Source organism: Actinomycetospora cinnamomea (assembly GCF_003096675.1).
Lineage (GTDB): Bacteria > Actinomycetota > Actinomycetes > Mycobacteriales > Pseudonocardiaceae > Actinomycetospora > Actinomycetospora cinnamomea.
Map to the genome: position 1 here is coordinate 282,555 of NZ_QEKW01000006.1, position 20,122 is coordinate 302,676.

Annotated in this window: 20 protein-coding genes and 1 riboswitch; of the genes, 1 reads left to right on the forward strand and 19 read right to left on the reverse strand. The window is 74.1% G+C overall.

Features of this window, described 5'->3' with window-relative positions; translation table 11 throughout:
• Positions 1-75: 75 nt before the first annotated feature.
• The 12 genes from C8D89_RS14355 to C8D89_RS14410 all read right to left on the reverse strand — a co-directional run bounded on the left by C8D89_RS14355 (position 76) and on the right by C8D89_RS14410 (position 10,890).
• A complete protein-coding gene (locus C8D89_RS14355; protein ID WP_116708784.1) occupies positions 76-960 on the reverse strand; it encodes a S49 family peptidase in 885 nt (294 codons plus the stop codon).
• A gap of 42 nt (positions 961-1,002) precedes the next feature.
• A complete protein-coding gene (locus C8D89_RS14360; protein WP_116708785.1) occupies positions 1,003-2,205 on the reverse strand; it encodes a histidine kinase in 1,203 nt (400 codons plus the stop codon).
• Between the two features lie 5 nt (positions 2,206-2,210).
• Positions 2,211-3,074 (reverse strand): DNA-formamidopyrimidine glycosylase family protein, encoded by an 864-nt coding sequence (locus C8D89_RS14365; protein ID WP_116708786.1) that lies wholly within the window; start codon positions 3,072-3,074, stop codon positions 2,211-2,213.
• Positions 3,075-3,091: 17 nt separating this feature from the next.
• Complete coding sequence (locus tag C8D89_RS14370; RefSeq protein WP_243418094.1) at positions 3,092-3,547, reverse strand: hypothetical protein; 456 nt, start codon at positions 3,545-3,547, stop codon at positions 3,092-3,094.
• Positions 3,548-3,567: 20 nt separating this feature from the next.
• The gene (locus C8D89_RS14375; protein ID WP_116708787.1) at positions 3,568-5,223 is read right to left on the reverse strand and encodes a class I adenylate-forming enzyme family protein; all 1,656 of its coding nucleotides are present in this window, start codon (positions 5,221-5,223) and stop codon (positions 3,568-3,570) included.
• 39 nt (positions 5,224-5,262) lie between these two features.
• Positions 5,263-6,114, reverse strand: a complete 852-nt coding sequence (locus C8D89_RS14380; protein WP_243418095.1) for an alpha/beta fold hydrolase — start codon at positions 6,112-6,114, stop codon at positions 5,263-5,265.
• Positions 6,111-6,512: a helix-turn-helix domain-containing protein gene (locus C8D89_RS14385; protein WP_116708788.1), complete on the reverse strand. Its 402-nt coding sequence runs from the start codon at positions 6,510-6,512 to the stop codon at positions 6,111-6,113. Before C8D89_RS14385 ends, C8D89_RS14380 begins: the two co-directional genes overlap by 4 nt.
• A 5-nt stretch (positions 6,513-6,517) precedes the next feature.
• Positions 6,518-6,865, reverse strand: a complete 348-nt coding sequence (locus C8D89_RS14390) for a hypothetical protein (protein WP_116708789.1) — start codon at positions 6,863-6,865, stop codon at positions 6,518-6,520.
• A 114-nt stretch (positions 6,866-6,979) separates the two neighbouring features.
• Positions 6,980-7,168, reverse strand: a complete 189-nt coding sequence (locus tag C8D89_RS14395; protein ID WP_116708790.1) for a hypothetical protein — start codon at positions 7,166-7,168, stop codon at positions 6,980-6,982.
• A gap of 163 nt (positions 7,169-7,331) precedes the next feature.
• Positions 7,332-9,131, reverse strand: coding sequence for a PHA/PHB synthase family protein (locus C8D89_RS14400; protein ID WP_243418096.1), 1,800 nt, complete (start codon positions 9,129-9,131; stop codon positions 7,332-7,334).
• Positions 9,132-9,250: 119 nt separating this feature from the next.
• On the reverse strand, positions 9,251-10,102 hold the full coding sequence (locus tag C8D89_RS14405) for a class I SAM-dependent DNA methyltransferase (RefSeq protein WP_243418097.1): 852 nt from the start codon (positions 10,100-10,102) through the stop codon (positions 9,251-9,253).
• 167 nt (positions 10,103-10,269) lie between these two features.
• Positions 10,270-10,890, reverse strand: coding sequence for a hypothetical protein (locus tag C8D89_RS14410; protein ID WP_116708791.1), 621 nt, complete (start codon positions 10,888-10,890; stop codon positions 10,270-10,272).
• Positions 10,891-11,073: 183 nt separating this feature from the next.
• Between C8D89_RS14410 and C8D89_RS14415 the strand changes: the two genes are divergently transcribed.
• Positions 11,074-12,315, forward strand: a complete 1,242-nt coding sequence (locus C8D89_RS14415) for an alpha-hydroxy acid oxidase (protein ID WP_116708792.1) — start codon at positions 11,074-11,076, stop codon at positions 12,313-12,315.
• Positions 12,316-12,318: 3 nt separating this feature from the next.
• On the opposite strand, the gene C8D89_RS14420 is transcribed toward C8D89_RS14415, so the two are convergent.
• The 7 genes from C8D89_RS14420 to C8D89_RS14450 all read right to left on the reverse strand — a co-directional run bounded on the left by C8D89_RS14420 (position 12,319) and on the right by C8D89_RS14450 (position 19,973).
• Positions 12,319-12,801 (reverse strand): nitroreductase family deazaflavin-dependent oxidoreductase, encoded by a 483-nt coding sequence (locus C8D89_RS14420; RefSeq protein ID WP_116708859.1) that lies wholly within the window; start codon positions 12,799-12,801, stop codon positions 12,319-12,321.
• A gap of 30 nt (positions 12,802-12,831) precedes the next feature.
• Positions 12,832-13,770, reverse strand: coding sequence for a hypothetical protein (locus tag C8D89_RS14425; protein ID WP_116708793.1), 939 nt, complete (start codon positions 13,768-13,770; stop codon positions 12,832-12,834).
• On the reverse strand, positions 13,767-14,579 hold the full coding sequence (locus C8D89_RS14430; protein ID WP_207787219.1) for a hypothetical protein: 813 nt from the start codon (positions 14,577-14,579) through the stop codon (positions 13,767-13,769). The genes C8D89_RS14425 and C8D89_RS14430 overlap by 4 nt, the downstream gene beginning before the upstream one ends.
• Positions 14,580-14,694: 115 nt before the next feature.
• Positions 14,695-15,732, reverse strand: coding sequence for an aldo/keto reductase (locus C8D89_RS14435; protein WP_116708794.1), 1,038 nt, complete (start codon positions 15,730-15,732; stop codon positions 14,695-14,697).
• 73 nt (positions 15,733-15,805) lie between these two features.
• Positions 15,806-16,936, reverse strand: coding sequence for a glutathione-independent formaldehyde dehydrogenase (locus C8D89_RS14440; protein WP_116708860.1), 1,131 nt, complete (start codon positions 16,934-16,936; stop codon positions 15,806-15,808).
• A gap of 123 nt (positions 16,937-17,059) precedes the next feature.
• Positions 17,060-18,544, reverse strand: coding sequence for a GDSL-type esterase/lipase family protein (locus C8D89_RS14445; RefSeq protein ID WP_116708795.1), 1,485 nt, complete (start codon positions 18,542-18,544; stop codon positions 17,060-17,062).
• A gap of 79 nt (positions 18,545-18,623) precedes the next feature.
• Positions 18,624-19,973: a purine-cytosine permease family protein gene (locus C8D89_RS14450; protein WP_116708796.1), complete on the reverse strand. Its 1,350-nt coding sequence runs from the start codon at positions 19,971-19,973 to the stop codon at positions 18,624-18,626.
• A riboswitch (TPP riboswitch) is annotated at positions 19,966-20,077 on the reverse strand. Its footprint overlaps the gene before it by 8 nt.
• Positions 20,078-20,122: the final 45 nt, after the last annotated feature.

Genomic DNA, 20,122 nt, shown 5'->3' on the forward strand with positions numbered 1-20,122 from the left:
GGTCGGGGTCGTCGTCGGGTGGTCCGGGTGGAGGTGGGGGTGGGGGTGGCTCCCGGGCCACCCCGGCGGTGGGTCTCAGAGCCCGAACCGGCTCCACAGAGCCCGGTGCTCGACCCACTCCAGCGCCGCGCCGACGGGGTCGAGACCCGCGGCCGAGAGACCCGACGGACCCAGCACCCCGCCGAGCCCCAGCCGCGCGAGCAGGGGCTTGCGGGGCTCGACGGTCGCCGGCTCGGCGTCCGGGAAGCGACGGGCCAGCACCTCGCGGGCGGTGCCGAGGTCGTCGACGAGCCCCAGATCGAGGGCCCGCCGGCCCGTCCAGACCTCCCCGGTGAACAGGTCCTCGGTCTCACGCAGCGCGTCCCCGCGACGCGAGCGAACCCACTCGATGAACAGGTCGTGCAGCTCGGACTGCATGCCGAGCAGCCACTCGACGTCCTCGGGCTTCTCGGGCTGGAAGGGGTCGAGGCGCGCCTTGTTCTCGCCCGCGGTGTGCAGCCGGCGCTCGATGCCGTAGCGCTCGATGAGGCCGGTGAGCCCGAAGCCGCCCGAGACGACCCCGATCGAGCCGACGAGCGACGTGGGGTGCGCGTAGATCTCGTCGGCGGCACACGCCAGCCAGTAGCCACCCGAGGCGGCGACGTCCTCGCAGAAGGCCAGCACCGGCAGCTCGTGCTCCTGGGCCAGCCCCCGGATGCGGTCGGCCACCAGCGCGGACTGCGTCGCCGACCCACCCGGCGAGTTGATCACCAGCGCCACGGCCTCGACCCGGTCCGCGGTGAACGCGCGCTTCAGGGCGTCCTCCACCGCGTTGATGTTGATGACCGCCCGCGGCACCGGCCCCGTGGTCGCCGCGATCACGCCCTGCAGCCGCACCACGCTCACCGTGCGTGTGCCGGTCGCCGCCGCGAGGGGACCGGGCAGGACCGAGGACAGGGCCGAGCCGAACCGCAAGTTCATGGCCTCGAGGCTAGCCGCCCTCCGGGTGACGTCGAGATCAGCTCAGACGCGCACGCCCGCCCGGAACTTCGGCACGCGCAGGATGATCTTCGTTCCCGCGCCGCGCTCGGTCTCCACCACCAGGCCGTAGTCCGGGCCGAAGGCCGAGCGCATGCGGTCGTCCACGTTGCCGAGGCCGACGTGCGCGCCGGAGAGGTGCGCGTCGCGGTTCTCCTCCTTGAGCGCCTTCGGGTCCATCCCGACGCCGTCGTCCTCGACGATGATGGTGCACTCGGACCCGGAGTCCTCCGCGGTGAGCGACACGGTGCCCCCGCCCGGCTTGCCCGACAGGCCGTGGCGTACGGCGTTCTCGACCAGCGGCTGGAGCGCGAGGAACGGCAGCACCACCGAGAGGACCTCGGGCGCGACCTGCACCTTCACCGTCAGCCGGCTGCCGAACCGGGCGTGCTCGAGGGCCAGGTAGCGGTCGATGTTCTTGAGCTCGTCGGCCAGCGTCGTGTACTCGCCCGCCTGGCGGAACGAGTAGCGCGTGAAGTCGGCGAACTCCATGAGCAGCTCGCGCGCCCGCTCCGGGTCGGTGCGGATGAACGACGCGACGGTGTTGAGCGCGTTGTAGATGAAGTGCGGCGAGATCTGCGCGCGCAGCGCCCGCACCTCGGCGCGGTTGAGCCGGGCGCGGGACTCGTCGAGGTCGGCGAGCTCGAGCTGACTGGAGACGTAGCGGGCGACCTCGGCCGACGCGCGCAGCAGCACCGGGCCCGGGGTGTCCGCACTGACCGCGGCCAGCGTGCCGGCCACGTTGCCGTCGACCTCCAGCGGCACGACGACGATGCCGCGCACCGGGCAGTCCTGCGAGCCGCACTCGATGTCCTTGCGGCTGGCCACCTGCTGGCGGCCGGTGCGCATGACCTTCTCGGCGTACTGACGCACGTCCAGGCTGTGGTGCTCGGCCTCCCCGTCCCATGCCAGCGGCACGCAGTCCGAGCCCGTCATCGACAGCGCCTCGGTGTCCAGCAGCGTCCGCAGGTAGGGCACCGCGAACTGCGCCGACGACTCCGAGAGCCCCTCGCGCAGCGCGGGCGCCGCCAGCGAGACGGTGTGCAGCGTCGAGAACGTCGCGCGCTCCAGCGGCGACGCGAACTCGTTGCGCCGCTTCACGCGCCGGTAGACCAGGACCGCGACGACCAGTGCCACGACGACGGCGAGCGCCGCGAGCAACCGCGGGTCGGTCAGCCAGCTGGGCACGGCGACTATTTGACCAGACGCGACAGGCGGCGGTCCGCCAGCGCTCGCCCCTGGGTCTGGCAGGTGGGGCAGTACTGGAAGGACCGTTCGGCGTAGGAGACCTCGCGCACGGTGTCCCCGCAGACCGGGCAGGGCAGCCCGGTGCGCGCGTGCACCCGCATCCCGGAACGCTTCTCGCCCTTGAGACGGGCCGCGTCCTGGCCCACCGCGCGCTCGACGGCCCCGGACAGCACCGCGATCATCGCGCCGTGCAGCCGGTCGGCGGCCTCGACGTCGAGCTTCCCCGCCGTGGCGAACGGCGACAGCTTGGCGACGTGGAGGATCTCGTCGGAGTAGGCGTTGCCGATCCCGGCGATCACCTGCTGGTCGGCCAGCAGCGTCTTGAGCCGCGTCGACGGGTGGGCGGCCAGCAGCTCGCCGAACGTCCCGCGCCCGATGGTCAGCGCGTCCGGACCCAGCTTCGCGACGCCGGGCACCTCGGCGGGGTCGGCCACGAGGTAGACGGCCAGCCGCTTCTGCGTGCCCGCCTCGGTGAGGTCGAAGCCGGGGCCGCCGACCGTCTCGAGGTGCACCCGCAGCTCCAGCGGGCCCTTGCCCGGCTTCGGCGGGGTCGTCGAGGCCTGGTCGTGCCAGCGCAGCCAGCCCGCCCGCGACAGGTGCACGACGAGGTGCAGGCCGTCGAGGTGGACGTCCAGGAACTTCCCGTGCCGCGACGCGCCGGTGACCAGCCGGCCGGTGATCGCCGACAGCGGCGGGTCGAACGTCTTCAGCGCGGTCATGCTGGCGAGGTCGGCGCGCGCCACCGGCCGGGCCAGCGCGTGGGTGCGCAGGTGCTCGGCGAGGGCCTCGACCTCGGGCAGCTCGGGCACGTCAGCTCACCGGCCCGTCAACTCACCGGCTGCAGCGGACTGTCGGCGTACGCGGGGGTCGCGCGGGTCTCGAGGCTGCGGATGGTCTGGTTCATCTCCTCGCGGGCGGCGGACGTGCCGCGCACCCAGCCGACCCACCGCTCGGGCGACGACCCGTCGGAGCCGCCCGGCGTCTCGGCCACGAGCGTGCGCGGGCGGCGCAGCACCCAGCGGCCGGGGAAGAACCCGATGATGAGCAGCAGGATCGCCCAGACCCAGAGGGGCACGACCACGCCCTGGCTGCCCGTGGCCCACCAGGCGAGCAGCGCGACCCACAGCAGGCCCATGATCGAGACGATGCCGATGGCCGCCAGCTGGCCACCCTGCATGTCGTGCTCGAAGTCCTCACCCGTGGCCGGATCGGTCCACTCCAGCTTCTGGCGCACCATCCACTGCCGTCCGTCGGCGGCGCGCACGATGCGTATCTTGGCCACGGGCCCAGCTTAGCGCCGGTCTACCCCTGGTCACGGCGCCAGACGGGCGCGCCGAGCGCCCCCGCGCCGCCGACCTGCTCGCGCAGCTCGCGCTTGAGCACCTTGCCCGCCGCGGACACCGGCAGCGCCTCGGCGACGTGCAGCGCGCGCAGGCGCTGGTACGGCGCGACGTGCTCGTCCACCGCCGCCGCCAGCCGCGCGGCGACCTCCCCGTCGATCGTGGTGCCGGGCGCGGGCACGACGACCGCCACCGGCTCCTCGCCCACCGCCGGATCGGCCCGGCCCACGACGGCGGCCGCGCTGACCTCGGGCTGGGCCACGAGCAGCTCCTCGAGGTGGCGCGGGTACACGTTGTAGCCCTTGTAGAGCAGCATGTCCTTGGCCCGGTCGACGATCTCGAGCAGGCCGTCCTCGCCGATCACGCCGATGTCGCCGGTGCGCAGCCACCCGTCGACGAGCGTCGCGGCGGTGTCCTCCGGCCGGTCGAGGTAGCCGACCATCACCTGCGGCCCGCGGGCCCAGACCTCGCCCGGCTCCCCCGCCGGCACCGGGGCCCCGGGCTCGCCGACGACGATCTCGGTGTCGGGCACGGGGACGCCGACGGTGCCGATACGCCGGTGCGCCGAGCGGGCGGTGGCGCCGAAGGTCAGGCCCATCGTCGCCTCGGTCATGCCGTAGCCCTCGACGATGACCGCCTCGGGCATCCGCTCGGCCAGCCGCTCGGCCAGCGCCACCGGCATCGGCGCGGCGCCCGAGCTGATGCCCTGCACCGAGGTGAGGTCGCGCGACGCGGACTCGGGGTGGGCGAGCAGGGCGTGGAACAGCGGCGGGGCACCGGTCACCGTGGTGACGCGGTGGGTCTCGACGTCGGCCAGGAAGCGGGCCGGGTCGAAGCGCTCGTGCACGATCACCGTCGTCCCCGTGACCAGCGGGACCGTCATGCCGCCGACGGTGCCCATGGCGTGGAACCACGGGGCGACGGCGATCCCGACGCCCTCGCCGAGGCGCACCGGCCACTCCTCGGCGGGCCCGATCTGCTCGACGGTGACGTCGCCGCCGACACCGTGCTCCGGGCGCGAGCCCGTGGTGTGGCACGCGTACTGCAGCACGTTGGCCACGACGTTCGCGTGGGTGAGCACGACGCCCTTGGGCCGGCCGGTGGTGCCGCCGGTGTAGGAGAGATGGGCGCGCGCCACCGAGGGGTCGAGGTCGAGCACGGGCGGGGCCTCGGCGTCCTCCGACCCGAGCCCGACACCGTCGGTCGGGATGAGCGGCACCCCCGCGCCGACATCGGCGAGTCCCACGACCGCCACCGCGCCCGCGTCGGCGAGCTGGGAGGCGACGCCCTCGGGCGGCAGCTGGGGGCTGACCGGGCTGAACGTCGCCCCGGCCAGCAGGATCCCGTGGTAGGCGACGGGGAAGGCCAGCGTGTTGGGCAGGTGCACGCCCACGACGTCGCCGGGCCGGACCCCCCGCGCCTGCAGGTGGTGGGCGAACCCGCAGGCCGCACGCCAGAGCCCGGTGAACGTCAGCTCGCGGCCGTGATGGGAGAACGCGACACGGTCACCGAAACGGCGGGCCGCCCCGTCGAGCAGGGCTCCCACCGGCACCTCGGGGTACGGGAGCCGCTCCGGCACCCAGGTCCGCCAGTCCGCCGTCGGCTCCGACACCGTCATGGCCGGAACCCTAAACAGTCGTTCAGGGGGGGAGGAAGATCAGCGGTCGAGGAAGTCCTCGAGGACCGGGCCGAGCTCGTGCGGCCGGGTCAGGAGGCCGACGTGGCCGCCGTCGTGCAGGTGCACGGTGGAGTGCGGCAGCAGGGCGCCCATGATGTGCGCGTTGACCACGGGGATGACCGGGTCGAGCCGCCCGTTGAGCACCAGCGTCGGCGCGGCGATCAGCGGCAGGACGGGGAGGCTCGTCCAGCTCAGGAGCGCCATCAGCTGGTACAGGTAGCCACGCGGGTCCACCTCGCGGGCGCGGGAGAACACGGCGTCGACCTCGGCCTGCGACTCCCCGACGTAGATCTCGGCGCCGGCCTCGCGGCGGTAGGTGCGGTCGTTGTAGCGCCGCGGTGTGAGCATCTTGGTCAGCACGCTGAGCCGCGCCGGCACCATCCAGGCGCCCATCCCGGTGCTGACCAGCGCCAGCTTGCCGGTGCGGTCCGGGTGCTGGAGGGCGAACTGCTGGGCGATGCCGCCGCCCCACGACAGGCCGAGCACGTCGGCACGCCGGTAGCCGAGGCGGTCGAGCAGCCCCGCGAGCAGGTAGGCCAGGCCGCACATCGGCAGCGGCACCCACGGCAGCGGCGACCCGCCGATGCCGGGGACGTCGAAGCGGACCACGGGGCGCTGCGGGTCGAGCGCCTCGACCAGCGGGTCGAGGAACTCAAGGCTCGCGCCGATGCCGTTGACCAGCACCAGCGGTCGGCGCCCGGGCGCGCCCGGACGGTGGGCGACGTGCAGCCGGTGCCCGGCGACGACGACGTCGGTGACGTCGCCGATGTCGGGCGGGGCGGTATGGGCGGCGGGCTCCGGGGCGGGCTCGGGAAGCGACAGGGCGCTCACGGGGCGTCCCTCCCGTCGGGTCCGCCCGCCGTGTAACTGCGGTACACGGAGATCAGGGCCTCCTTCTGGGCGTCGGAGAGCCGGGGGTCGGCGCGGATCGCCCGCTCGGCGGACGACGCGCCGGCCTCGGCCGGGGGATGACCCCCGGCCTGCTCGCGCACCAGGCCGGCCTGCAGCAGCAGGGTCTCGGCGGAGATGTCGAGCGCCTCCGCGATCGCGTGCAGCACACGGACCGAGGGCTCGTGGAGCCCCCGTTCGATCTGGCTCAGGTAGGGGTTCGAGATGTTGCTCAGGGCCGAGAGCTGCCGCAGCGAGAGCCGGGCGAGCTTGCGCTGGCTGCGGATGAACCCGCCGAGGGCACGGCGGTGGTCCTCCCAGGCCCGGCCCGGGTCGGACACGTCGGTCAGCGGCGCGCGGCCGGCGGCGTGACGACCGTGAGCGGACGCAGCGCGGGCGCGACGGCCCCGAGGGCGTGGTGGACCGCGGAGCGCTGCGCCTCGAGCACCTGCACGCCGGTGTCGTAGAACCGGTCGACGGCCTCGGCCGCGGTGCGCGGCAGCGCGGTGGCGTTGGCGGCCGTCGCGGCCGTGGCGGGGCCGTCGGCGACGCCCGGCGCGAGACCCGGGAGGCTGCGCAGCACGGTGGCCCAGCTCTCGGCGACGGAGCCGGCGAGACGGAGACCGGCCTCCTGGACCTGGGTGATCATGTCGAGAGCCTGGTCGCGGGTCTCGTCGGCGGTCGGGGTGGCCATGGGGGAGATACCTCCGTCGTCGGTGACCTGCTCAGTTTACCAAGCACACGCGGCCACGGTCCGCCCTGCGGTGAGCGCGGTCACCGGGCAGTCACCCTCCGTCATAAGGGTGCGTCACAGCGGCGGCAGCGACGACACCAGGAGCGCGCGCTGCTCGGCCACGTACGAGGCGCACCCGGCACAGCCGCAGCGGCCCTCCCGGCTGGTCATCAGCAGGTCCAGCCGCAGGAACACCCGGTCGTAGCCCGGGCCGACGGCGCGGTCGACGTGGTGGCGGAGGTCGACGGAGGCATGACGGTCCATGCGGGCACCCTCGCGAGGTGAAGGTGGGCGGGGCTGTTGCGCGGAGCGCACGGGACGTGCGCCCCACGCAACCGTGACGGAGCGCGATCCGGCCCGTCAACCGTCGATCGCCCGCCGGGCGGCCGCCGTCACCCGCTCGCCCGACCGCGGCGACGGGCGCCGATCACGACGTCCCGAGGACGTACGAGCCCGGCGCGTCCTCCAACGGCGGGTAGGCGTCCGACCCGGTCGGCGGCGGTTGGCGCATCCCGCCGCCGCGCTCGGCCATCCAGTCGCGCCACGGTTCCCACCAGGAGGCGCTCACCTCGGTCGCCCGCTGCATCCAGGTGTCGGCGTCCGGCGCGGCGTCGCCGCCGACGGTGCCGATCCAGTACTTGGCCTTCTTGCCCGGCGGGTTGACCACGCCCGCGATGTGCCCGCCGTTGGACAGCGTGAAGGTGACGTCGCCGCCGAGCAGGGTGGTCGACTGGAACGAGGTGCGCCACGGCGCGATGTGGTCGTTGATCGCGGCCACGATGAACGTGTCGTTGGTGACCGACTTCAGCGACAGGTGCTCACCGAGCAGTTCGAGCTCGCCCCGCGCCAGCTCGTTCTGCAGGTAGAAGTGCCGCAGGTAGAACGCGTGCATCTTCGCCGGCATGCGCGTGGAGTCCGAGTTCCACGCGAGGATGTCGAACGCCGGCGGCGTCTTGCCCTCCAGCCAGTTCGGCCCGACGTAGTTGAAGATCAGGTCGTTGGCCCGCAGGAGGTCGAACGTCGTCGCCATCGACTCCGAGGGCAGGTAGCCGGTGCGCGCCATCTTGCGCTCGAGGCGCTCGACGATCTCCGGGTCGACGAAGCTGCTCACCGGGCCCGGGTCGGAGTAGTCGAGCAGGGTGTTCGTCAGGGTCAGCGAGTTGAGGCGGTGGCCCTGGCCGCGGGCGTGCAGCATCGCGGCGGCGATGGTGGCCATGAGGCCGCCGAGGCACAGGCCCACGAGGTTGACCTTCTCGGCACCCGTGATGTCCTGGACGACGTCCAGCGCGGCCAGGTTGCCGAGCTCGAGGTAGTCGTCGAGCCCGGTGTCGGCCATCGACTCGTCGGGGTCGCGGTAGCTGATGACGAACACGGTGTGCCCGTGCTGCACCGCCCACTCCAGGAGGCTGCGGCCCGGGGCGAGATCCATGATGTAGTACTTGTTGATCCACGGCGGGCTCACGAGGATCGGGATCTCGTGGACCTCGTCGGTCTGCGGTTCGAACTGGATGAGCTCCATCAGCCGGTTGCGGTAGACGACCTTGCCCGGCGTCGCGGCCAGCTCCTTGCCGACGCGCAGCTGCGACCGGTCGACCTGGCGGGGACGGCCCTGGTTGGTGGCCAGGTCGTCGAGCATCTGGCGGGCGCCGGTGAGCACGCTCGACCCGCCGGTCTCGAACGCCCGCTTGAGCGCCGAGGGGTTGCCGGGCAGGACGTTGGTCGGCGAGATCACGCTGCCCAGGACGTCCATCAGCATCGACGCGCGCTCGCGCGACGACTCGTCGAGCCCGGCCGCCCCGACGAGGTCGTGCAGCGTCTGCACCAGCGCGAGGTACTGCTGGCGCAGACCCCAGTAGACCGGGTTCTCCTCCCAGGTCGGGTCCTTGAAGCGCCCGTCCTTCTCGACGGGCACCGGGCCCTCGGCGGACGACCCGAGCGCCCGCGCGATCGTGGCCGTGCCGATCCGGGCGGCGAGACCGGCGTGCCCCGCGATCACCCGGCCCACGTCGGACGGGTGGGTCACGATGCCCTGCGCGAGCTGGACGACCGTGCGGCCCCACAGGGCCGGGTCGACCTCGGCCAGCACGTCGGCGGGCACCACGGACTCGAGGGCGGACGCCATGTCGACGGCGTCGCGGCCCACGGGTGTCCGGCTGCGGTACTCGAAGGTCGAGTTCCGCTGCGCCCCGTCTCCCGCCTGCTCCACGGTCATGTCGGCGACCTCCACGTCGGCTCCCCGGAACGCGCCGCGCCTGGCGCGCCCCGGGGGAAGTGTGCCCCGAGGCGACGTGGGTCACACGGTTACCGGCCAGTCAGAGGTCTCCGTCTCACGCGCGACCGTTCAGCTCAGCCCGCGAGCGGGCCGCGCTTGCGGGCGACGATGCCCTCGTAGAGCAGTGGGGTGCGGTCGGTGGCCAGGCGGTGCTGGAAGCGCTCGCGTCGCACGACCTCGAGGGCACCGGAGCGGATCGACTCGCCGATCATGCCCGCGAAGCCCGAGGTGTCGGTGGCCTCGAGGAACGCGTCCTTGATGGTCATGACCACCCAGCCGTCGGGCGCGATGAGGTCGTAGGCGGTGCGGAAGGCCGCCGGTGGGATGTCGCCGAAGCCCAGGGCGGCGACGACGGTCAGCGTGTCGAGCCGGTGCGCCAGCAGGGTCTCGCGCTGCGGCGCGGGCAGCCGGGTGAAGTCGGCGACGTGGTAGTCGGCGTAGAGGTCCGGACGGTCGCGCTCGGCGGCCTCCTTGGCCTCGACGAGGATGTCGACCCCGACGGTGTGCGCCACGCCCACCGCGGCGAGCTCCTCGGCCATGATGCCGTTGCCGGCCCCGAGGTCGAGCACGCGCAGCGTCTCCGCCGGCACGCCGGCCGTGGCCAGGGCCTCGTTCAGCAGGCCCACCATGAAGCGCGGCGAGTCGCAGCCCAGGACGTCGTAGAAGATCTTCTCGTACAGCCCGGGCATGCGGAAGATCTTGTCGTAGTCGTGGAACCGGTACTCGCGCCACGTGCCGTCGGGCTCGGCGACGACGCACCACTCGTCGTCCTGGCTGAACTTGCTTCCCGGCTCCGGCAGGGCCAGCCGCAGCGTCGTCCGGGCCTCCTCCAGGCTCATGTGCCGGGAGGGCGGGGTCGCCGTCCGCTCGAGGACCGCCCGGTGATCGCGACTGCCGTTCGTGCCGTTGACCGCTGTCGGTGCCATCGCTGACCTCTCCTCGGAGGTGTCGCCCACCGGGGGCGACGGAGCTGGACGCGGGCAGAGGTGGACGCCCGCGCAGAGCATCACGCGCTGCGATCGTCGTCAGCGTCCGCGCCGGGGGTCAAGCCATGGGGCGTCAATAGAATCAACGTCACGGTGGCACCGGGCCGCTACTGCCAGCGACCGCCCTGGGGCCCACGCGGGTCGTAGCGGGCGGTGCGGTCGTCCTGGCCGGGGTACGGGTCGGCGTAAGGACCCCGCTGCTCGTACGGCTGCTCGTAGGTGCCGTAGCGCTGGTCGTAGCGCCCGTCGTACTGGCGCCCGCCCCACCCGCCGGAGCTCACGGGGCGGACCGCGGTGCGCGAGACACCCGAGAGCATCGAGATGATCGCGAGGCCGATGGCCGCGTACAGGACCGCCGTCGCGATGTGGTCGATGACGCTGCCGCGGGCGAGGAAGACCTGAAGGAGCAGGACCACGAGCGCCAGCACGACGAGCGCCGAGAAGAACGTCGCCGGGCGCGGCGTGGTCAGCAGCAGCAGGTGCAGCAGGGCGGTGCCGGCGAGCGCCGCGATCGCCGCGGCCACCGGAATGATCGTCATGGCGTTGTCGACCAGCGCGCCGCTGCGCTCCGCGGTCTGGATGCCCAGGTCGAAGACGTTGGAGATGATGAGGACGCCGACGATCGCGATGCCCGCGGCCACCACGGCGGTGGCGATGCCGCCGGCCCACAGGCGCTTGCCGAGCACCTCCACGTCGCCGTCGTCCCACGAGCGCTGCGGGTAGCTCACGACCTCGTCCTCTCCCCCGACGCCGGGCGCCGGTGCCCACCGGCGTCAGCGTCGGTTGTACCGCACCCGCCCCGGCCACGGGGGGACGATCCCCCGCGCGCACGGAGCCCACCTTGACGCACGCCCCGCGGCGCCGTTCGGTAGGGCGCGACCCGCCGTCGCGCGACGAGGAGCGAGGCCCGCATGACGTCCCGCCAGCCGGAACTCCCCCGGACCCCCCGCCGCCTGCCGCGGCCCGCGGAGCTGCGCCCGTTGCTGCGCCTGGCGCGCCCCGACCCCGACCCGGTGCGCCGTCGCCTGGCCCGGGCGCACACGGTCGGCGACCTCCGGGAGATCGCCCGGCGCCGCACCCCCCGCGCGGTGTTCGACTACACCGACGGCGCGGCCGAGGGCGAGGTGTCGCTGACGCGGGCACGGGCGGCGTTCGCGGCCCTGGAGTTCCGGCCCTCGGTGCTGCGCGACGTGTCGACGGTCGACACCGCGACGACGTTGCTCGGCGGGCCCTCGGCCCTCCCGTTCGCGTTCGCGCCCACCGGGTTCACGCGGATGATGCACCACTCCGGCGAGCCGGCCGTGGCGCGCGTGGCGGCCCGGCTCGGGGTGCCGCACACGCTCTCGACGATGGGCACGACCTCGCCCGAGGACCTCGCCCTCGCCGCGCCGGAGACCCGGCGCTGGTTCCAGCTCTACCTGTGGCGTGACCGCGAGGCCAGCGCGGCGATCGTCGACCGGGCGAAGGCCGCGGGCAACGAGGCGCTGATGCTCACCGTGGACACGCCGGTCGGCGGGGCGCGGCTGCGCGACGCCCGCAACGGCCTGACGATCCCGCCGGCGCTGACGCCCCGCACGCTCCTGGACATGGCGCGCCACCCGCACTGGTGGCTCAACGTGCTCTCCACCGAGCCGCTGGAGTTCGCCGCCCTGTCGTCGTGGGGCGGCACGGTCTCCGAGCTGATCGACACGATGTTCGACCCGGCGCTCACGATGGACGACCTCGCGTGGCTCCGATCCACGTGGAACGGCCCGCTCGTCGTCAAGGGCGTGCAGACCGCGGCCGACGCGCGGCGGGTGGTCGACGCCGGCGCCGACGCGGTGGTCGTGTCCAACCACGGGGGCCGCCAGCTCGACCGGGCGCCCGTGCCGCTGGAGACGCTGCCGTCGGTGGTCGCCGAGGTCGGCGGCGACGCCGAGGTGCTGCTCGACACCGGGATCACCTCCGGCGCCGACATCGTCGCCGCGGTGGCGCTCGGGGCCTCCGGGTGCCTCGTCGGGCGGGCCTACCTCTACGCCCTCATGGCCGGGGGCGAGCGCGGGGTCGACCGCCTCGGCGAGATCCTCACCGCGGAGATCCGCCGGACGATGGCCCTGCTCGGGGTGTCCCGTGTCGCCGACCTGACCCCCGACCACGTGCGGCTGCGGGGGTGACCGTCAGCGCCGACGGCGGGTGAGCACGACGAACGGGATCGTGCGACCGACCTCCTCGGCGCGGCGCTGGTAGCCCGCGAACGGACGGTACGTCGCGATGGCGGCGGGCCACAGCCGCGCGCGCTCCTCGTCGGTGGCGACGCGGGCGTGCACCGGCCGCACCTCGTCGCGCACCTGCACCGTGGTGTCCGGGTGCGCGCGCAGGTTGTGGAACCACGCCGGGTGTCGCGGGTGCCCCCCGTACGACGCGACCACGACGAGGTCGTCCGGGTCGTCGGGGTGGGTGAAGTACAGCAGCGGCGTCGTGCGCGGCCGCCCGCTGCGGGCTCCGACGTGGTCGAGCAGGAGCATCGTCGGCAGACCCGGCGCCGTGTGTCCGAGTCGCCCGCCCGTCCGGCGGTAGAGCGCGATGTGGGCGCGCGTCACCGCCCCGACGACGGGGCGGAGACGGTCGAGCGCGCGGCCGAAGCCCTGGGTGGAGACCACCCGGCGCACCGTAGTGGTGCGCCGGGCGGCCTACAGCGTGAGCAGCCGGTCGAAGAACTCCCGGTAGCGCTGCACGGCGCGACGCATCTCCTCGGTGGAGGGCTCCCCGCCGAGCTGGTTCGGGTCGAGGGCGCTGCGCTGGCTGGAGAACGTGCGGGACAGCTCCTCGAGCACCTCGCCCACCAGGCCGTCGGCGCGCGACACCGCGTCCTGGGGCCGGTCGACGAACATCATGCGCACGTCCTCCCACTGCGAGCGCCACTGCGACGCCCGCTCCGGGTCGATGATCGTGCCGCGGGGCTCGTCCGAGCCCTGGTCGTGCCCGCCCCGGGCGGTGGCGCCGGCCTGCTCCTGGCCCGCCTGGACCGGGGCGTCGTGACCCCCGTCGTGGCCCGGGCCGCCCGTGGGCTCGCCCGGCGCCCCCCGACCGTGGTCGGGCGGGCCGGGGTAGGCACCGGGTTGTCCGCCCTGTCCCGGGCCCACACCACCGGGGCCGGTGCCGGCCGGCTGGCCCGGCGCGTCGCCGTACTGCTGCTGGGCCGGCGCCGGTCCCCCCGAGGGGGCGTACTGCGCGTGCTGGGGGAGGTGCTGCTCGCCGCCGTGATGCTGGCCGTGCTGCTGCTCGTGCGGGCCGCCGAACTGCTGACCGTGCTGGCCGTACGGCTGCTGCTGCCCGCCCGGCTGCTGGCCGGCGTACGGCTGGCCCCCGTGCTGCTGGCCCCCGTACTGCTGGCCCCCGTACTGCTGGCCGGGCTGGTCGCCGTGTCGCTCGGTGTACGGGGTGCCGGTCGGGACGCCCTGCGGCGCGTGCTGGCCGTAGGGGTCGCCGTACCCGCCGCCGGGCTGTCCGCCGTACGGCTGGCCCTGCGGCCCCCCGGCGTTCTGCCGGGGGTCCTCGTCGTACCCGCCCGGACGCTCGTGCTCGTCGGCGGTGTGACCTGCGGGCTGGCCCTGCTCGGGGTGGCTCATCGCCTGTGCTCCTGGTGTCCGTCGGGTCCGCCGGCCGCACGGGGCGCCGACGCGGGGCGTCCGGGGCCGGGCGCCCCGTCGGGGGGTCCGCCCGGGCCGGGTGCGTTCCCGGGCGGCGGTCCCTGCGGGGGCGGCGCACCCTGACCGGGCCCGCCACCGCCCGGGGCGATCCGTTCCGTGCCGGCCTCGGGGTGCCCACCGCGCGCGTCCCGTCCACCGGCCATCCGCTCGGTCGCGCCCTCGCGTCCGCCGTGCCCGCCGTACTCGTCGTGCCCGCCGTCGTCGAGCAGCGCCTCGACCAGGGAGCGGTACGACGTGAACGCGCTGCGCAGGTCCTCGGTGCTCGCGGTGCCGTCGCGGTGGGCGGTGGTGATGCGCTGGGCGTTCCGGTAGTCGTCGACGAGGTGGGGCTGGGCCACGGAGAGGTCCTCGGCCCGCCGCCGGGAGTCCTCCACGGGGTAGCCGCGCTGGCGCATGATCGTCACGACCAGCGCGTCGGCGTGCTCGACCGCGCCGCCGGGGTCGTCGACGAAGCCCCGCTGCACCTGCTGCCAGTCGGCGCGGAAGCGCTCGCGCTCGTCGGGCTGCAGGGGGCGCAGTTCGTGCTGGTCGTGGCGCTCCTTGCGCTCCCGGAGCTCCTTCGCGGCCTGCTTGCGGTCGCCGGTCTCGGCGACGCGGCGCTCGTACTCCGGACCGAACTCGTCGGCGAGCGCGCGCTCTCGTCGACGTCGTGCGAGGACGAGGGCGGCGATGCCGAGGAGGACCAGCACCACCACCACGACGATGATCACGACACCTGCGGTGCCCATCGCGGGACCCCTTCCGAGAGCCGGGACAGGTGATCAGAGTTCCCACCCCGGGGTCGTCACTCACGCGGCCATCGGCCCGTACCGGGGAAATAGTTCCCCGATGCGGGCCCCACGCTCATCCCTTCTGTGCTGCGCCGCGCTCCTCGCGCGGACGACGCCGTTGCGCCACGTCGCCGATGGCGGGTGGCTCGTAGGAGACGTCGCCCGGGTTCACGTCGACCCCGGGCGGCACGATCTCGTCGATGCGGTCGAGGACCTCGTCGTCGAGGGTGACCTCGGCCCCGGCGAGGACGTCGTCGAGCTGCTCCGTGGTACGCGGGCCGATGATCGCCGAGGTGACGGCCGGGTGGGCGACCGCGAACGCCATGGCCATGTGCACCATCGACAGGCCCGCCTCCTCGGCGAGCGGGATCAGCTCCTCGACCGCGTCGAGCTTGCGCTCGTCGGTGAAGCGACCGGGGGTGCGCTGCGCCCGCTGCGTCCCGGCCTCCTGCCCCTTGCGGATCCTGCCGGTGAGCATGCCCATCGCCAGCGGGCTCCAGACCAGGGCGCCCATGCCGTAGCGGCGGCACACGGGCAGGACCTCGCGCTCGATCCCGCGGTTGAGGATCGAGTACGGCGGCTGCTCGGTGCGGAACCGCTCGAGGCCGCGGCGCTCGGCGACCCACTGGGCCTCGACGATCTCGGAGGCGGGGAACGTCGACGACCCGATGGCGCGGACCTTGCCGCTGCGCACGAGGTCGGTGAGCGCGGAGAGCGTCTCCTCGACGTCGGTGTCCGGGTCCGGACGGTGGATCTGGTAGAGGTCGAGGTGGTCGGCCTGAAGGCGCCGCAGGGAGTTCTCCACCTCTCGCACGAGCCATCGCCGCGAGTTGCCCCGGTGGTTGGGGTCGTCGCCCATCGGGGCGTGCGCCTTGGTGGCCAGCACGACGTCGTCGCGGCGGCCGTGCAGCGCCTTGCCGACGATCTCCTCGGACTCGCCCTGGGCGTAGACGTCGGCCGTGTCGACGAAGTTGATCCCGGAGTCCAGCGCCTTGTGGATGATCCGGATCGAGTCGTCGTGGTCGGTGTTGCCCCAGGCGCCGAACATCATGGCGCCCAGGCAGTACGGGCTGACCTTGATGCCGGTCCGGCCCAGCGTCCGCATCCTCACGGGGTCCGCCCTCCTCGTGTGCCCACGTACGTGGTCTCTGCCCCGCCGGGGCCGAGACCACGCACGTGCGGCCTCACGGCTTGAGGACGACCTTGGAATAGCCCTCCTCGCGGCGGTCGAACCGCTCGTACGCGTCCGGGGCCTCCTCGAGCGGCACCTCCTTGGACACCACGAACGACGGGGTGGCACGCCCGGCGAGGATGAGGTCCCGCAGCTGGGCGTTGTAGGCCTTGGCGTCGGCCTGGCCCGTGCCCATCTTCTGGCCCTTCTCGAAGAAGCGGCCGATGTTGAACAGCAGCCGCCCGTTGGCGGCGTTCTCGTCGGGCGCCCCGGGGTCGTTGGGCAGGTAGAGGCCGACGACGCCCAGGCGGCCGGTGTGGCGGACCGCCTCGACGAGCTGGTTGAGCACGATCGCGGGCTGCTCCTCCCCCTCGGCCACGGTGGCCTGGTAGCCCACGGCGTCGATGCCCTTGTCCGCGCCGGCACCGTCGGTCTGGTCGACGACCTGCTCCACCGGGTCGCCGGCCGAGAAGTCGATCGGGATCGCGCCAATCTGCTCGGCGAGCTGCAGCCGGTTGGCCACCCTGTCGACCACGAACACCTTCGACGCGCCCTTGAGCATCGCCGAGTAGGCGGCCATCAGCCCGACCGGCCCGGCCCCGAACACCACGAGGGTTTCGCCGGGGTTGAGGTCGGCGAGCACGGTGGCGTGGTAGCCGGTGGGGAAGATGTCGGCGAGCATCGCGAAGTCGTTCTCGTGCTCGTCACCGGGCGGCAGCAGCAGGCAGTTGAAGTCCGCGAACGGCACGCGCAGGTACTCGGCCTGGCCGCCGGTGTAGGGGCCCATGCCGACGTAGCCGTAGGCGCCGCCCGCGTAGGGCGGGTTGACCGTGAGGCAGAACGCGGTCTTCTGCGCCAGGCAGTTGCGGCAGAACCCGCAGGCCACGTTGAACGGCAGGCTGACCCGGTCGCCCCGCTGGATGTGGGTGACCCCCGAGCCGACCTCCTCGACGATGCCCATGTTCTCGTGGCCGAACACGATGCCGGTGTCGGCCACGGTGCGGCCCTCGTACATGTGCAGGTCCGAGCCGCAGATCGCGGTCGTGGTGATCCGTACGAGGACGTCGGTCGGCGCCTCGATCCGCGGGTCGTCGACGTCCTCGACGGCGACCGAGTGTGGGTCCTTGTAGACGACGGCCTTCACGGCAGCCACCTCCTCGTCGTCGGGTCCCGGCACGGCGTCCGGGACGGGATCACGGGGATTGGCAACCGGTGCGCGCCCACAAACTGACGGGCGACTGACGGCGAGGCCGGCCAGCCGGGCGGGTCAGCCGGGCGGCACGCCCGCCGGCACGCCGATGCGGTCCACGACGGGGATGGTCAGGCGCAGCTCGCCGACGCCGGTGGGGTGGAACGGGTGCTGGTCGTCGAGGGACTGCAGGTCGGGCCCGAGGCCGTCCGGGGACGGCGTGCACAGCGGGGCGAGCGGCGGGTCGACGACGTCGAAGCCGTAGCGGTGGGCGCCGGTGGTGAGCACCTCGTTCAGCTCGGCGTTGCGGTCGGCGAGCAGCTGCACCTCCGCCGGCGTCAGCCCGGGGAACTGCAGCGGGCCTCGCACGGCCGCGCACGAGGCGTCCGGCCGCAGGACGTCGTAGGACGTGACGACGACGACGCGGGGCCGCGACGGCAGGGTCGCGAGGTCGGCGAGGAGGTCGGCGTAGTCGCGGTCGAACGCGGCGAGCCGGTAGCGGAACTCCCCGGCGGTGAAGTTGTCGGCGCAGTCGATGACCGCGTAGCAGTAGCCGATCAGGTCGGTCCAGTTCAGGTCGTTGGGGCCGACGGCCACCACGACGAACGCGGGGTCCTCCACCTGCTTGAGCCGCCCGATCTGCGGCGGCACCACGACGCCGCCGGTCAGTTGCGGTGCCCGCAGGCCGGCCGTGATGCGGGCGCCCGAGCACGCGAGGTTGAGCACCTCGTCGCCGATCGCCGCGCCGACCTGGCGGGCCAGCGAGTCGGTGCTGCGGGCGCAGGCGAGGTCCTCGGGCGAGGCGTCCGGCAGGGTCGGGCCGCCGAGGCGGGCCACCCGCGAGTCACCGATGACGACGCCGCGCACGCCGGAGACCTCGGGACCCACCGGAGACGGGCTCACGTGGTGGGCACCGGTGAGGTCGGTCAGCGAGCGGGCGTCGCGCAGCTCCCGGGCACCCGCGACGGCGAGGACGCCGCTGATCCCCCAGGCCAGCAGCGCCGCGGTGAGCGCGAGGACGGTCGCGCGGGTGAGCCGCCGCGAGAGCTGGCGGGCGATGCGCGCCGGCCGGGCGCCGGCGCCGGAGCGACGCGCCGTGCGCCGCAGCACCGCCAGCACGCGCCACGAGCCGACGACCCCGCACAGCCCGAGCACCACCGCGACGAGCACCAGGGTGGCCCACGCGTACCACCGCTCGAAGCCGTCGACGATCGCCGCGAGCGCCCGCTCGGGGCTGCGTCCCTCGGCCAGCGCGGACAGCGCCCGCCCGGCGCTCTCGTTGCGCTGCACCGGGCCGATCGACAGCTGGGGGCGCAGCGGCCCGTAGATCGTGACGTCGGGGACGTCGAGGCTGGTGTTGCCGACCTGGACGATCCGCGGCGGCCCGGAGAGCGTGGTCGACGGGGGCTGGGCGCCCACGCTGAGCTGCTGGCCGAGGGCCTGGACCTCCTGGTGCGGCGTCAGCAGGACGGCCGCCCAGATGCCGCCGAGCACGCTCGCGACCACGAGCAGGATCGTGAGCGGCGAACGGAGCTCGCGCGCGAACCCGTCGAGGCGAGACACCGTCGACGCGCCTCCTCGCCCTCGTCACCCCGCCCTCGTCACCCCGCCGCCCAGACATACCGCACGGGGAGGGCGGCCGTCACCCGTTCGTGGTGGACCGCGCGCGGCGCTCGACGCGCGCGAGCCCGGCCGCGACGACGGCGGCGACGAGGAACGACAGCAGCGACGCCGAGAGCCACGAGGGCGGGGCGATGCCGAGCGCGTCGCGCACGGCGGTCCAGGCGTCCGACCAGAGGGGCGCGCCCCCGGGGTTGACGAGCTGGTAGGTCACGAGGCCGATCGCCCACGCCACGACCATCAGGGGCCGCGACGGCGCCCACCGCGACAGATCCGGAGCCGCGGCGCCGCGGCGGACCACCGCGTCCCCGACCCCGACCCCGAGCAGCGGCACGAACACCGAGCCGATGACGGCGAGGAAGACCGCGTAGTCGTCGATGGTGACGCCGAGTGCGAGCACCGTGATCAGGGCGCCGATCGCGAGGCACAGCAGCCGCCGGTCGGCGCGCGGGGCGAGGTTCTGCACCGACACCGCGGTCGAGTAGACGTTGGCGAACGACTGGTCGGTCTCGCGGGCGGTGAGCACGAGCAGCGCGACGACCCCGAGCGGGGCGGCGAGCATCGGGGCGAACACCGCGTCGCCGTCGCCGCCGACCAGGGCGAGCGCGGCGAGGCCCACGACGAAGCAGACGATCTGGGTGACGCCGTAGCCGACGGTGGCCGCGGCGAAGGCCGTCGGGACGCGCCGCGAGTGCCGGGAGAAGTCCGACGCGACGGGGATCCAGGACACCGCGACGGCGATCGCGGCGTCGGCGCCGGCCCAGAACCCGGACCAGGACCCGCCCCCGGCGCGGAGGTCGAGCTCCGGCCGCGAGAACAGCCACCAGGCCAGGTAGGCGACCGAGATCGCCACGAGCACGGTCACCACCCGGCGCAGCAGCCGCAGCATGCCGAGCGGGCGCAGCGTCAGCACGGTGGTGACCACCCCGGCGCCCACCACCCACGCCCACGTCGGGCCGCCGAGCGCGAGGGTGCCGGCCTGGGCGATGACGACGAGCTCGAAGGTGCCCCAGCCGATGAGCTGCACGACGTTGAGCACCGAGGGGATCCACGACAGGACGCCACCGAACAGCCCGCGCAGCAGCACCATCGCCGGCGCGCCGGTCGCGGCACCCGGGATCGCCGAGAGCCCGACCATCGCGCTGCCGATCACCGTCCCCACGACCGTCGCCGTGACGGCCGCAGCCACGGCGAGCGGCGGCGCGCCGGCAGGGGCGAGGACCGCGAGCACGCCGGCGAAGCCGAGCAGGCTCACCCCGAGGTTGGCCCAGAAGGCGCCCTGGTCGAGGAAGCCGAGGGTCTTGGGCACCGGTCCCTCGAGGGTGGGGGCGACCTCGGCGGGCGTGCCGGACGTGGACGTGGACGTACTCAACTCGCAGCCTCCCTGCGCCGGCATGACCCGGATCAGGTTCTGACGGTCGGGACCGCGACAGGTCCCCTCTCAGCCCGGTGGCCCGGACTCCCGTGAGCGCCGCCTCTCGGCGCACGCCGACGACCGTAGATCGGCGGGCGCACGAACGC

Excerpts from the sequence above, each read along its gene's own strand:
- C8D89_RS14375 (WP_116708787.1), bottom strand. The coding sequence starts at position 5,223 with ATGACGGTGTCGGAGCCGACGGCGGACTGGCGGACCTGGGTGCCGGAG.
- C8D89_RS14405 (WP_243418097.1), bottom strand. The coding sequence starts at position 10,102 with ATGGCACCGACAGCGGTCAACGGCACGAACGGCAGTCGCGATCACCGG.
- C8D89_RS14395 (WP_116708790.1), bottom strand. The coding sequence starts at position 7,168 with ATGGACCGTCATGCCTCCGTCGACCTCCGCCACCACGTCGACCGCGCC.
- C8D89_RS14430 (WP_207787219.1), bottom strand. The coding sequence starts at position 14,579 with ATGGGCACCGCAGGTGTCGTGATCATCGTCGTGGTGGTGGTGCTGGTC.
- C8D89_RS14425 (WP_116708793.1), bottom strand. The coding sequence starts at position 13,770 with ATGAGCCACCCCGAGCAGGGCCAGCCCGCAGGTCACACCGCCGACGAG.
- C8D89_RS14355 (WP_116708784.1), bottom strand. The coding sequence starts at position 960 with ATGAACTTGCGGTTCGGCTCGGCCCTGTCCTCGGTCCTGCCCGGTCCC.
- C8D89_RS14415 (WP_116708792.1), top strand. The coding sequence starts at position 11,074 with ATGACGTCCCGCCAGCCGGAACTCCCCCGGACCCCCCGCCGCCTGCCG.
- C8D89_RS14390 (WP_116708789.1), bottom strand. The coding sequence starts at position 6,865 with ATGGCCACCCCGACCGCCGACGAGACCCGCGACCAGGCTCTCGACATG.